Annotated in this window: 11 protein-coding genes; 2 read left to right on the forward strand and 9 right to left on the reverse strand. The window is 72.4% G+C overall.

All coding sequences use genetic code 11. The features are described from left to right. Positions 1-9 precede the first annotated feature (9 nt). Positions 10-864, forward strand: a complete 855-nt coding sequence (locus ACH5A8_RS03405) for a DUF3097 domain-containing protein (protein ID WP_398997421.1) — start codon at positions 10-12, stop codon at positions 862-864. Between the two features lie 86 nt (positions 865-950). Here the strand turns inward: ACH5A8_RS03405 and hemW are convergent, their stop codons facing one another. From hemW to lepA, 4 genes are all read right to left on the reverse strand, one after another. Next, complete coding sequence (gene hemW / locus ACH5A8_RS03410; protein WP_398997423.1) at positions 951-2,183, reverse strand: radical SAM family heme chaperone HemW; 1,233 nt, start codon at positions 2,181-2,183, stop codon at positions 951-953. A gap of 145 nt (positions 2,184-2,328) precedes the next feature. Next, positions 2,329-4,221: a SpoIIE family protein phosphatase gene (locus ACH5A8_RS03415; RefSeq protein ID WP_398997425.1), complete on the reverse strand. Its 1,893-nt coding sequence runs from the start codon at positions 4,219-4,221 to the stop codon at positions 2,329-2,331. 290 nt (positions 4,222-4,511) lie between these two features. Beyond that, complete coding sequence (locus tag ACH5A8_RS03420) at positions 4,512-6,386, reverse strand: AMP-dependent synthetase/ligase (RefSeq protein ID WP_398997427.1); 1,875 nt, start codon at positions 6,384-6,386, stop codon at positions 4,512-4,514. Between the two features lie 273 nt (positions 6,387-6,659). After that, positions 6,660-8,528 (reverse strand): translation elongation factor 4, encoded by a 1,869-nt coding sequence (lepA, locus tag ACH5A8_RS03425; RefSeq protein WP_398997429.1) that lies wholly within the window; start codon positions 8,526-8,528, stop codon positions 6,660-6,662. 402 nt (positions 8,529-8,930) lie between these two features. On the opposite strand from lepA, the gene rpsT reads away from it, so the two are divergent. Beyond that, complete coding sequence (gene rpsT, locus ACH5A8_RS03430; RefSeq protein ID WP_015660447.1) at positions 8,931-9,197, forward strand: 30S ribosomal protein S20; 267 nt, start codon at positions 8,931-8,933, stop codon at positions 9,195-9,197. A 284-nt stretch (positions 9,198-9,481) separates the two neighbouring features. On the opposite strand, the gene holA is transcribed toward rpsT, so the two are convergent. From holA to ACH5A8_RS03455, 5 genes are all read right to left on the reverse strand, one after another. Further along, positions 9,482-10,471 (reverse strand): DNA polymerase III subunit delta, encoded by a 990-nt coding sequence (gene holA, locus ACH5A8_RS03435; RefSeq protein WP_398997432.1) that lies wholly within the window; start codon positions 10,469-10,471, stop codon positions 9,482-9,484. 146 nt (positions 10,472-10,617) lie between these two features. After that, positions 10,618-10,872, reverse strand: coding sequence for a hypothetical protein (locus ACH5A8_RS03440; RefSeq protein ID WP_398997434.1), 255 nt, complete (start codon positions 10,870-10,872; stop codon positions 10,618-10,620). 46 nt (positions 10,873-10,918) lie between these two features. After that, the gene (locus ACH5A8_RS03445) at positions 10,919-11,800 is read right to left on the reverse strand and encodes a YceI family protein (protein ID WP_398997436.1); all 882 of its coding nucleotides are present in this window, start codon (positions 11,798-11,800) and stop codon (positions 10,919-10,921) included. A gap of 215 nt (positions 11,801-12,015) precedes the next feature. Beyond that, the gene (locus ACH5A8_RS03450) at positions 12,016-12,921 is read right to left on the reverse strand and encodes an arylamine N-acetyltransferase (RefSeq protein ID WP_398997438.1); all 906 of its coding nucleotides are present in this window, start codon (positions 12,919-12,921) and stop codon (positions 12,016-12,018) included. Between the two features lie 28 nt (positions 12,922-12,949). Further along, positions 12,950-13,315, reverse strand: coding sequence for a DUF4440 domain-containing protein (locus ACH5A8_RS03455; RefSeq protein ID WP_398997440.1), 366 nt, complete (start codon positions 13,313-13,315; stop codon positions 12,950-12,952). Positions 13,316-13,354 lie beyond the last annotated feature (39 nt).

Genomic DNA, 13,354 nt, shown 5'->3' on the forward strand with positions numbered 1-13,354 from the left:
GTCACTCGAATGCGCCCACCCGTCTCCCGCCGCCGCCCTTCCGACGAGGGCCCTTCGGGCCCGCGCCCTCGTTCGTACTCGGCCGACCTGACTCCCCCGTGGAAGAAGCCGAAGGCCGTGCCGGAGATCGCGGCCGAGCCGGGTCTGGTCGTGGAGGAGCCGGCCACCGGCTTCTGCGGGGCGGTGATCGGCTGCGAGGCCGGCACGGTGACCCTGGAGGACCGCTTCGGCAAGCACCGCGTCTTCCCGCTCCAGCCCGGCGGTTTCCTGCTGGAGGGCCGTACGGTGACGCTGGTCAAGCCGTCCTCCGGACCGGTACGGCCCACCCGTACGGCGTCCGGTTCGGTCGCCGTGCCCGGCGCACGCGCCCGCGTGGCCCGCGCCGGGCGCATCTACGTGGAGGGCCGGCACGACGCCGAGCTGGTGGAGAAGGTCTGGGGCGACGACCTGCGCATCGAGGGGGTGGTCGTGGAGTACCTGGAGGGCGTGGACGACCTGCCGTCGATCGTCGCGGAGTTCGCGCCGGGGCCGGACGCGCGGCTGGGGGTCCTGGTGGACCATCTGGTGCCGGGGTCCAAGGAGTGGCGGATCGCCGAGTCGGTCACGAGCGAGCACGCGCTGGTCGTCGGGCACCCCTACATCGACGTCTGGGAGGCCGTGAAGCCGTCGTCGGTGGGGATCGCGGCGTGGCCGCGGGTGCCGCGGGGGCAGGACTGGAAGACGGGCGTCTGCCGGGCTCTGGGCTGGCCGCCCCACACGGGGGCCGCCTGGCAGCACATCCTGTCGAGGGTGCGGTCCTACCGGGACCTGGAGCCCGAGCTGCTGGGCAGGGTGGAACAGCTGATCGACTTCGTGACCGTGTGACCCAGTCGCCCCTGCCCGTCCCCTCCCTGGGGGCCGCGCACCGGGGACGGGACGGGTGAAGGCGGCGGGGGCGAGGAGAGGGCCGGTCAGTCCACCAGGTCCCGCACCACCGCGTCCGCCAGCAACCGCCCCCGCAGGGTCAGCACGGCCCGCCCGGCCCCGTACGGCTCCTCCTGGAGCAACCCGTCGGACAGCGCCCGGCGAGCAGCGGCGAGCCCCGCCTCCCGCAGCAGCGACAACGGCGCCCCCTCCCGCAGCCGCAGCTCCAGCAGGATCCGCTCCACCCGCCGGTCCTCGTCCGTCAGGACCTCCCGCCCGGCCCCGGGTGACCGCCCCTCCGCCAGCGCGGCCGCGTACGCCCCGGGATGCTTCACGTTCCACCACCGCACCCCGCCCACGTGCGAGTGCGCCCCCGGTCCGGCCCCCCACCAGTCGGCCCCGCGCCAGTACAGCTCGTTGTGCAGGCAGCGCCCCGCCTCGGAGGTCGCCCAGTTGGACACCTCGTACCACTCGAACCCGGCCCCCGACAACACCTCCTCGGCGATCAGGTACCGGTCGGCGTGCACGTCGTCGTCGGTCATGGGCACCTCCCCGCGCCGGATCCGGCGGGCGAGCTGTGTGCCCTCCTCCACGATCAGCGCGTACGCCGACACATGGTCGGGCCCGGCGCCGAGCGCCGCGTCCAGCGAGGCCCGCCAGTCGTCGTCGGACTCGCCGGGGGTGCCGTAGATCAGATCGAGGTTGACGTGCTCGAAGCCGGCCGCGCGGGCCTCGGCGACGCACGCCTCGGGGCGGCCGGGGGTGTGGGTGCGGTCGAGGACCTTCAGCACGTGCTGCCGGGCGCTCTGCATGCCGAAGGAGATCCGGTCGAAGCCGCCCTCCCGCAGGGCCGCGAGGTACGCGGGGCCGACGGACTCCGGGTTGGCCTCGGTCGTGACCTCGGCGTCGGGCGCGAGCCCGAACTCGTCGCGGATCGCGTGCAGCATCCGTACCAGGTCGCCGGCGGCGAGCAGGGTGGGAGTGCCGCCGCCGACGAAGACCGTGCGGACCTCGCGCGGGTCGTCGCCGAGGACCTTGCGGGCGAGGCGCACCTCGTCGACGAGGGTCGCGGCGTAGTTGTCGCGGGAGGCGAGCACGCCGCCGGTGCCGCGCAGCTCGGTGGCGGTGTACGTGTTGAAGTCGCAGTAGCCGCAGCGGGTGGCGCAGTAGGGGACGTGCAGGTAGAACCCGAGGGGCCGGTCGGCCGCCCCGGCGAGCGCGGACGCGGGCAGCGCGCCGTCGGCGGGGACGGGCTCGCCGTCGGGAAGTGCGGAAGGCATGCCTTCCATTGTCCAGCACCGCGACGGTCACCGAACGTCACCGTCCGGGCACCCGTCCGGCGCCTGCTCCCGGCGGAAACGCCCGTCCCCCACCGGCCCCGGCGGACCTTCCCGGACGTCGCCGCCCCCGAGCGGCCGCCGGCCCTCACTCCGCCTGGAGCACCAGCAGGGCGAGATCGTCCTCCGGGGGCCGTTCGCCGAACTCGTGCACGAGTCGCTGGATGCGTTCGGCGATCAGTTCCGCGTCGAGGCCGGCGCAGCCGGCGAGGGCGGTGGCGAGTCCGTCGGCGTCGTCGAACAGCCGGGAGCCCGAGCGCCGCTCGGTGATCCCGTCGGTGACGCACAGCAGCGAGTCCCCGGGCGCCAGGTCGAAGGCGTCGCAGGTGTACGTCTCGTCCTCGATGACGCCGAGCAGCGTCTGCGGGCGGGCGACGGCGCGCACACCCCCGTCGCGGGCGAGGACCAGGGGCAGGGGGTGCCCGGCGCAGGCGAGGGTGCAGCGCACTCCCCCCTCGAAGGGGGCCAGCTCGCCGTAGAGCAGGGACAGGAAGCGGGTCTGGGGGCCGTCGCCGGGCGCCGGGGTGCGCCCGCCCGCGGCGACCAGGACGCGTGCGGCGGCGTCGGCCGCCTCGGTGGCGTCGTCCAGGAGCAGCTGGTTGAGGCGGTCCAGTACGTCGGCGACGCCGTAGCCCTCGCGGGCCAGCAGCCGCAGCCAGGGCCGGGCGAGACCGATGACCACGGCGGCCTCGGGGCCCTTGCCCTGCACGTCGCCCACCGCGAAGCACCAGCGGCCGTCGCCGGCCGGGAACAGGTCGTAGAAGTCGCCGCTGGGGCCGCCCTGGTCGCACGGTTCGTAGACGAGGGCGCTGCGCACCCCGGGGATCTCGGCGACCGCGCCGGGCAGCAGTCCGCGCTGGAGGACGGCGCTGATGGTGGCCTGCCGGGCGTACTGCCGGGCCGCGCCGATGCCGAGGGCGACGCGCCGGCTGAGGTCCTCGACCAGCCCGGTGATCTCCTCGGGGAAGCCGACCGGCCCGGCCCGGCCGATGACGAGTGTGCCGAGCGGGCGGCCGCCGGCGATCAGGCGGTAGGCGAGCGCCGAGCCGTCCGCGGCGCGCGGACCCAGCGCATGGCCGGGCCAGGGATAGGCCGCGGGTCCGGAGCGCAGGCCGTCCTCCGGGTGCGGAGGGTCCTTCTCCAAGGCCTGGCGCAACTCCTCGATGCGGTTCTCACTGCTGTGCCAGACCCGGGCGAGCCGCGGGCCGGCCGCGCCGGCGCCGTCGGCCCAGCCGCCGCGCGCGGTGGACTCGTCCTCCAGCCACACCGCGCACCAGTCGGCGAGCCGGGGCACGATCAGCTGCCCGGTGAGGGCGGCGACCAGATCCTCGTCGAGCTGCCCGGCGAGCAGGTCGGAGGCCTCGGCGAGGAAGGTCAGGGCGCCGCGGCCCAGCCACTCGCGGTCGCGTTCGGCGCGCTGCGGTTCGGGCGCGAGGATCTCGGCGACGCCGAGCCCGTACTCGGCGTCGTAGGCGCCCTGGCCGTCGCAGGCCGTGCCGTCCTCGGCGGGCAGCCGGGCCCACACCGTCTTGACCCCGGGCCGGTAGGTGATGCCCCAGGCCTCGGCGAGCGCCGCGACCAGCCGCAGTCCGCGGCCGTACTCCGGAGGCTCGTACGGCGTCGGGGCGCGATGGTCGCGGGGGGCGCGCGAGGGGTGCTGGTCGGAGACCTCCACGACGCACGCGCCGGTCTCGGGTTCCAGCCGACAGGCCAGTTCGACGTCGGTGCCCGCGTGGACGACCGCGTTGGTGACCAGTTCGCTGACGACGACGAGGACGTCGTCGGCCAGCCGGTCGGGGACGGTCAGGCCGAGGTCCCGCCACTCGTCGAGCGTCGCACGCGTCAGCGCGCGGGCGGAACCGGGCGCGAGGGGGCCGCCGGGCAGCGTCGCACGCGCCTCGGCGTGCGCCCCCGCGTGCTGGGGCGCGGGGGCGCCGAAGGCACGGGGGACGGTCTCCCGTTGCGTCGGAATGGCTCCCATCCGCAGCTCCCGAGCATTCGCCCGAATCGCGGTCGATTCGGTTCGGTCGATGCGGACAGGGTGACAGACCGACTGCGCTCATAAGCATGGAGTCACCGAAGTGGCCCGTTTTTCGTGAGAACCGTGCTAGCAACCTCTCAGAGACGGACAGGAGCGGTACGCGTCCGGTCCGGCTGCTCTCCCTGGGGCACGGAGCCCACTCGGAGGACGCGGGAACCGCGTGCCCGGCCGACACCACGACCGGCGGCCGGAAGGCGCACCGGTCCCGGGTCCCCTGCCCCGAGCGAGCGCTACGCCTCGCGCGCCCCCGCGTACATCTCGTCGATCAGGTGCTTGTACTCCCGCTCCACCACCGGCCGCTTCAGCTTCAGGCTCGGGGTGATCTCGCCGTGCTCGACGTCGAGGTCGCGCGGGAGCAGCCGGAACTTCCTGATGGTCTGCCAGCGCTGCAGGCCCTCGTTGAGCCGCTTGACGTAGCCCTCGACCATCTCGACGGTCTGCGGGGCGGCCATGATCTCGGCGTACGGCTTGCCCTCCAGGCCCGTCTCCTTGGCCCACTCCTCGATCGCGGCCTCGTCGAGGGCGATGAGGGCGGTGCAGAAGTTCCGGTCGGCGCCGTGCACGAGGATGTTGGAGACGTACGGGCACACCGCCTTGAACTGGCCCTCGACCTCGGCGGGCGCGATGTACTTGCCCCCGGACGTTTTGATGAGGTCCTTCTTGCGGTCGGTGATGCGCAGGTAGCCGTCCGGGGACAGCTCGCCGATGTCGCCGGTGTGGAACCAGCCGTCGGACTCCAGCACCTCGTCGGTCTTGTCGGGCAGCTTGTGGTAGCCCTGCATGATGCCGGGGCCGCGCAGCAGGATCTCGCCGTCGTCGGCGATGCGGACCTCGGTGCCGGGCAGCGGCTTGCCGACGGTGCCGGTGCGGTAGGCCTCGCCGGGGTTGACGAAGGAAGCGGCGGAGGACTCGGTGAGGCCGTAGCCCTCCAGGATGTGGATGCCGGCGCCGGCGAAGAAGTAGCCGATCTCGGGGGCGAGGGCGGCGCTGCCCGACACGCAGGCGCGCAGCCGGCCGCCGAAGGCCTCCTTGATCTTGGCGAAGACGAGGGTGTCGGCGACCTTGTGCTTGGCGGCGAGCCCGAAGGGCGCGGAGTGGACGCCGGTGCGCTGGAAGTTGTCCTGGGTGACCTTGGCGTACTCGCGGGCGACCTCGGCGGCCCACTGGAAGATCTTGTACTTGGCGTTGCCGCCGGCACGGGCCTTGGCGGCGACGCCGTTGTAGACCTTCTCGAAGATGCGCGGCACGGCGGCCATGTAGGTGGGCCGGACGACCGGCAGGTTCTCGATGATCTTGTCGACGCGGCCGTCCACGGCGGTGACGTGGCCCAGCTCGATCTGGCCGGAGGTGAGGACCTTGCCGAAGACGTGGGCGAGCGGCAGCCACAGGTACTGCACGTCGTCGGGGCGGAGCAGGCCGGTGGCGGCGATCGCCTTGGCCATGTACGACCAGTTGTCGTGCGGCAGGCGCACGCCCTTGGGACGGCCCGTGGTGCCGGAGGTGTAGATGAGGGTGGCGAGCTGGTCCTTGGTGATCGCGCCGACCCGCTCCTTGATCAGCTCGGGGTGCTTGTCCAGGTAGGCGGCGCCGCGCTGCTCCAGCTCGGCGAGGGTGAGCACCCAGTCACCGCTCTCCACGCCCGCCGGGTCGAGGACCACGACGTGGTGCAGGTCGGGCAGCTCGGCGCGCTTGTCGACCGCCTTGGCCAGCTGCTCGGCGTTCTCCGCGATGAGCACCTTGCTCTGGGAGTCGGAGAGGATGAAGGCCGACTCGTCGGCGTTGGTCTGCGGGTAGACGGTGGTCGTGGCGGCGCCCGCGCACATGATGCCGAGGTCGGCGAGCACCCACTCCACGCGCGTGGAGGAGGCGAGCGCGACCCGCTCCTCGGGGCGTACGCCCAGCTCGATGAGCCCGGCGGCGATGGCGTGGACGCGCTCGGCGGCCTCGGCCCAGGTCAGCGACTTCCAGTCGTCGGGACCCTCGCCCGCGGACGGCGGCACCGGGTAGCGGTAGGCCTCGGCGTCCGGTGTGGCCGCCACACGCTCCAGGAAGAGGGCCGCCACCGACGGCGGACGATTCTCGATCAGGGTCAGTGCGTCGCTCACGACATCCTCCGGGCCCGCGGCATCGCGGCTGGCTGGCGGCTGGCTCAAGTACGGCTGGGTTGACTCACGGGTGGTGGTTCCGGCTGCTGTTTAACTCGCGAGTAACTACCGAGCAGGCATCAGGTTAAAGCGCGACCGGCCACCGCGTAAGGGGCTGTGGCCTGTCATTTCCCACGAAGCACCGCCCCGCACACGCGCGGGGGCCCGCCGCACTTTCGTGCGACAGGCCCCCTTTTCACCCGTTTCGCGGCGGTGCCGCCGCGCGACGGGCGGTTACTTCTTGCCCTTGGCCGGTCCCGCGCTGTCATCGCTGGAGAGCACCGCGATGAAGGCCTCCTGCGGAACCTCCACGGAACCCACCATCTTCATGCGCTTCTTGCCTTCCTTCTGCTTCTCCAGCAGCTTGCGCTTGCGGGAGATGTCGCCGCCGTAGCACTTGGCGAGGACGTCCTTGCGGATGGCGCGGATGGTCTCGCGGGCGATCACGCGCGAACCGATGGCCGCCTGGACGGGCACCTCGAAGTTCTGCCGCGGGATCAGCTCCCGGAGCTTGGCGACGAGCCGTACGCCGTACGCGTACGCCTGGTCCTTGTGGGTGATCGCCGAGAAGGCGTCCACCTTGTCGCCGTGCAGCAGGATGTCGACCTTGACCAGGGAGCTGGACTGCTCGCCGGTGGGCTCGTAGTCCAGGGAGGCGTAGCCCCGGGTCTTGGACTTCAGCTGGTCGAAGAAGTCGAAGACGATCTCCGCGAGGGGGAGGGTGTAGCGGATCTCGACCCGGTCCTCGGAGAGGTAGTCCATGCCGAGCAGGGTGCCGCGCCGGGTCTGGCACAGCTCCATGATCGCGCCGATGAACTCGGTGGGCGCGAGGATCGTGGCGCGCACGACCGGCTCGTACACCTCGTCGATCTTGCCCTCGGGGAACTCGCTCGGGTTGGTGACGGTGACCTCGCTGCCGTCCTCCATGATCACGCGGTAGACCACGTTGGGGGCGGTGGCGATCAGGTCGAGGCCGAACTCGCGCTCCAGCCGCTCCCGGATCACGTCCAGGTGCAGCAGGCCGAGGAAGCCGACGCGGAAGCCGAAGCCGAGGGCGGCGGAGGTCTCCGGCTCGTAGACGAGCGCGGCGTCGTTGAGCTGGAGCTTGTCCAGCGCCTCGCGCAGCTCCGGGTAGTCGGACCCGTCCAGCGGGTACAGGCCCGAGAAGACCATGGGCTTGGGGTCCTTGTAGCCGCCGAGCGCCTCCGTGGCGCCCTTGGCCTGGCTGGTGACGGTGTCACCGACCTTGGACTGGCGGACGTCCTTCACACCGGTGATGAGGTAGCCCACCTCGCCGACGCCGAGGCCGTCGGCCGGCAGCATCTCGGGCGAGTTGGTGCCGATCTCCAGCAGCTCGTGGGTGGCGCCGGTGGACATCATCCGGATCCGCTCGCGCTTGTTGAGCTGACCGTCCACGACTCGGACGTACGTCACGACGCCGCGGTAGGAGTCGTAGACCGAGTCGAAGATCATCGCGCGGGCGGGGGCGTCGGCGACACCTACCGGGGCGGGGATCTTCTCGACCGCGCGGTCCAGCAGCGCCTCGACGCCGAGTCCGGTCTTGGCGGAGACCTTCAGCACCTCGGAGGGGTCGCAGCCGATGAGGTTGGCGAGCTCGTCGGCGAACTTCTCCGGCTGGGCGGCCGGCAGGTCGATCTTGTTCAGGACCGGGATGATCGTGAGGTCGTTCTCCATCGCCAGGTAGAGGTTGGCGAGGGTCTGCGCCTCGATGCCCTGGGCCGCGTCCACCAGGAGGATGGTGCCCTCACAGGCGGCGAGCGACCGGGAGACCTCGTAGGTGAAGTCGACGTGCCCCGGCGTGTCGATCATGTTGAGGATGTGCGTGTTGCCGGGGTCGTGGGTGGGGGCCCACGGCAGACGCACCGCCTGGGACTTGATCGTGATGCCGCGCTCGCGCTCGATGTCCATGCGGTCGAGGTACTGAGCGCGCATCTGCCGCTGCTCGACCACCCCGGTCAGCTGGAGCATCCGGTCGGCGAGCGTGGACTTGCCGTGGTCGATGTGCGCGATGATGCAGAAGTTGCGGATCAGCGCCGGGTCGGTACGGCTCGGCTCGGGCACATGGCTAGGGGTCGCGGGCACGCAGGGTCCTGATTCTTGAGGCGTCCGCATACGTGTGCTTGTCCGTCTGCGGTCTCGGGTCGGATCTATACGTAGTCTCCATGGTCCCATGTCCGGCGGGGAGCGCGGATCGGGTGGGGGCGGGGGTCGCCGGGGGCCGCTGCCGCGGGACGCCGCCGCGGCTCGCCGTGGGCGGTCGCCCGGGGGCGGTCGTCCCGGTGCCGCGGGCGGCCGGACCGACCGGGCGGGCCGCCGCAGCGGGTCGCTCCCGCGGGTCGCCGACAGGCGGTTTTGGGCGGGGAAGAGGCCGCTGGTAGTGTGGGCCGCTGTGTCTCATGCCCTCTCTGCACGAGGCACACCCCAAGAAAATCACCGGCTGCGGGACCCTCACGGCCCCGTGCCAGAACCTGAAAAGGCTCATTCGTGGCGAACATCAAGTCCCAGATCAAGCGGATCAAGACCAACGAGAAGGCTCGGCTGCGCAACAAGGCCGTCAAGTCCTCCCTGAAGACCGCGATCCGCAAGGCCCGCGAGGCCGCTGCCGCGGGTGACGTCGAGAAGGCCACCGAGTACCAGCGCGCCGCCGCGCGTCAGCTCGACAAGGCCGTCTCGAAGGGCGTCATCCACAAGAACCAGGCCGCCAACAAGAAGTCGGCGCTCGCTTCGAAGGTCGCGTCCCTCAAGGGCTGAGTTTTCCCGACTTGACGCCGGACGGACCCGGGCGGGCCCTCTCTCATCCGCCCCCGACCGGCACCCCGGACCTGTGCGCGGCCTGCGTTCGCCACGCGGGCACGGGTCCAAGCAGCGTGAACCGAAGGCCCCGGAGGCCTCCCTTCCCCAGGGAGGCCGTCCGGGGCCTTCGGCCTGTCCGCACCGCCTTTCGCGGCGTCCGGCTCCGGCTGGACGCGGGGGGTGACGGCCTTTTCGGGGCGGTGCCAGGGCCCGCGAACCCGGCACGATCCGAACGAGAGGCCTCAGCCCCGGCCTCGGGAACGGGCCGCGCGGGCGATGGTCACGACCGCCTTCTCCAGGGCGTACTCCGGGTCGTCGCCGCCGCCCTTGACGCCCGCGTCCGCCTCGGCGACCGCGCGCAGCGCCACGGCGACCCCGTCCGGCGTCCAGCCGCGCATCTGCTGCCGGACCCGGTCGATCTTCCACGGCGGCATGCCCAGCTCGCGGGCGAGATCGGCGGGCCGGCCGCCGCGCGCGGAGGAGAGCTTGCCGATCGCCCGCACGCCCTGCGCCAACGCGCTGGTGATCAGCACCGGCGCCACGCCCGTGGCGAGCGACCAGCGCAGCGCCTCCAGCGCCTCCGCGGCCCGGCCCTCGACGGCCCGGTCGGCGACGGTGAAGCTGGAGGCCTCCGCCCGGCCGGTGTAGTAGCGCCCGACGACGGCCTCGTCGATCGTGCCCTCGACGTCGGCGACCAGCTGCGACGCCGCGGAGGCCAGCTCCCGCAGGTCGCTGCCGATCGCGTCGACCAGCGCCTGGCAGGCCTCGGGCGTCGCCGAACGGCCCAGGGCTCGGAACTCCCCGCGGACGAAGGCGAGCCGGTCGGCCGGCTTCGTCATCTTCGGGCAGGCCACCTCCCGCGCCCCCGCCTTGCGCGCGGCGTCCAGCAGCCCCTTGCCCTTGGCTCCGCCCGCGTGGAGCAGCACGAGGGTGATCTCCTCGGCGGGCGTCCCCAGATACGCCTTCACGTCCTTGACCGTGTCGGCCGACAGGTCCTGCGCGTTGCGCACGACCACGACCTTGCGCTCGGCGAAGAGCGACGGACTGGTCAGCTCGGCGAGCGTGCCGGGCTGCAACTGGTCCGGAGCGAGGTCGCGTACGTCCGTGTCGGCGTCGGCGGCGCGGGCGGCGGCCACCACCTCCTGCACGGCGCGGTCGAGCAGCAGGTCCTCCTGGCCCACGGCAAGCGTCACCGGGGCGAGAGGGTCGTCGTTCGCAGTCTTCCTGGCCATCGCGTCAAGCATCCCACGGGCCACTGACAATGCGGCCCGCCCCGATGCCCCCGGCCGCCGGGGGCCCGCCACGGTGACCTCGGCCGCCGGGGTCCGTCACGGACGGGGCCGCGGGACCGTGGTCGCGGGGCCCGTCGAGGGCGGGCCTACGGCTCCTCCCGCCAGCCGTCCCAGCGCGCCGCGAACTCGTCCAGCTCGCCGGGGTCGAGCCGCTCCTCCTCGTCGTGCAGCACGACGAGCCACTGGGCGTCCTCGGCGTCGTCCTCACCGGCCAGCGCGTCCCGTACGAGCCCGGGCTCCTCGTCGATCCCGAACCGCTCCCCCAGCGCCTCGGCCGCCTCCTCGGCGGCGTCGCGGTCGGGCAGCACCAGCACATGTCTCACGTCACTCACGCGAGCCATTGTCGGACACCGGGCGCGGGCGGCCGCACCCGGCGGACGAGCCGGCTCAGCCCCTGGGCACCACCTGTACGTCGAGTTCGACCTCGATGGTGGGGCCGACCGCCGCGATGCCGCGCGCCAGCATGGTCTGCCAGCTCATGGTGTAGTCGTCGCGGTGCAGTTCGGTGGTGGCCCGGCAGGCCGCCCGCGCCTCGCCCTCCATGCCGTTGCCGAGCCCGAGGTACTCGGCGTCCAGCGTGACCGTACGGGTCACGCCGTGCAGCGAGAGCGCCCCGGTGAGGGCCCACCGGTTGCCGCCGCGGTGCGCGAACCGCTCGCTGTAGAACTCGAGGGTCGGGAACCGGCCCACGTCGAGGAAGTCCGCCGACCGCAGGTGGTCGTCGCGCATCCTGACGTTGGTGTCTATGGAGGCCGCGTCGATCACCACGTGCATCGCCGAGTGCTCCGTCTCCGGGGAGATCCGCACGGTCCCGGCGAAGGAGTTGAACCGGCCGTGGATCCGGGCCAGCCCGATGTGCCGGGCGCTGAACCCGATGGAGGAATGCGTCGGGTCGATCTCCCAGTCGCCCGGCGCGGGAAGCTGCGGCGGCCGGGCGACCCGCAGCGTCACGTCGCCGAGCGAGGTGAGCGAGTCCGGTGCGACGGTGGCGGCGGCGCGGTAGGGCGCGTACCCCTCGGCGGACACCGCGAGCCGGTACTCCCCCTCCGGCACCGTCACGACGAAGGAGCCGAAGGGATCGGTACCGCCGCCGATCACCTTGCGCCCGGCGGCGTCGGTGACCGTGAACTCCGCCTGCGGCACCGGCTGGCCGACGGGGTCCAGCACCCGGCAGCTCAGCACTCCCGCGCTCGGCGGGGTTCGCACGGCCGCCAGGGGACTCGTCCGTTGCACTCGCTTCGCTCGGCTTCCCAGCAACCGGCCGATCATCTATGACACCTTCTGCACCACGTGAGAACAACTGTTGTCAATGACGCATTCGATCATCGATGGGGCTTTCGAGGCAACACAGGGGCACATCGAGGGAAAGCAACGCATGTGCTGGAACTGCACCGCCTGACACGACTGAGCACGAGTGACCACAACTGACTACATCTGGGTGCGAGTGAGCATGGCTGAATACGTCTGATGCCGTATGGCCGGAATCAGTCGCTCTCCTCAGGGTTTCGCACAGTCGGTACACAGCCCAGACGGATGCCGAAGCGGTCCCGGTAGACCGCGAGCGCCTCCTCGTCCGACGCCAGTTCCCGCACGTTCCGCGTCCCGTCGGCCCCGGTCGTGGTCAGGGTGCGCCCGCTGAGCGTGATCCGCCCGCCGTCCTCGGTGAGCCGGGAGCACACCAGCGACCGTGTGAAGTGCGAGGCGGGCGAGGTCCGGTGCCACCAGGCCCCGCCCACGAAGTCACCGAGGACCCGGGGCCGCGTCTCCAGCCGGTACTGGGACCTGCCGTCGCGAGAGACGTCCAGGTCGACGACGGGAACCGCCGGGCCGGCGACGAGTCCGGCATCCGTCCCGGCCGCGCCCCGGACGTCCGTGGCCGAGGCGTCCATGACCGGGACGTCCGTGCCCGGGGCGACCAGGACCGGGACGTCCGTGACCGTGAACGTACCGCCGGGATCGGCCTGTTCGCCCCGCTCCCCGAACGCCAGCGGGAAGTGGCTGTGCGCCCCGAACCCCACGTCGGCCAGCCAGTCGCCACCGTCCGCCGTCCGCACCCGCAGCGCCATGTGGTCGTACGGGATCCCGAGCCGCCCCTCCTCCCCGTGCACCCGCGCCGCCAGCACGGTGACGTCGAAACCGAGCGCGGCGAGCAGCGCGCCGAACGCCCCGTTCAGTTCGTAGCAGAACCCGCCGCGCCGCGCCCCCACCACCTTCGCCAGCAGCCGTTCCTCCTCCAGCACGATCTCCTCGCCGAGGTGGATCGACAGGTTCTCGAAGGGCACGCTCCGCAGGTGCCGCACATGCAGCTCCCTGAGCGCGGCACCGGTGGGCGAGGCCGGGCGCTCGGCCCCGATCCGGCGAAGGTAGGCGTCGATCTCAGTGGCATCCATGCCCTCAGTCTCGCGCCACCGCCCCGGCTCAGCCGGTCAGGGTGCCCTGGTGGAAGTACACCCGCCAGCCCGACTCCGTCAGACGCCACAGGGAACTCCGCCGTGCTCGGCGACCGCCGTGGTCGCTGAGGTACGTCAGGTGGACGACGCCCGGGGCGAGGACCACTCCGGACATCTCACTGACCTCGACCGGGCACCCCTCGCTCACCGAGCCGTCCCCCGTCACCTCGAGGATCGACTCCCTGTCCCACCACCGCCCGGAGGCGCCGATCTCGGTGAACTCCGGATCCAGCAGCTCCAGCACACGATCCGCCGACGCGCGCACCTCGGGCGCGAGGAGCCGCAACTCCCCCTCGACGGCCGCCCGGACAGCCGACTCGCTCTCGTCCTTCATGCGGGGACTCTACGGATCCCGCTGTCTCCGCGGCCAACG

The sequence above is a fragment of the Streptomyces sp. NPDC018610 genome (assembly GCF_044391765.1).
In the GTDB taxonomy this organism is placed as follows: Bacteria; Actinomycetota; Actinomycetes; order Streptomycetales; family Streptomycetaceae; genus Streptomyces.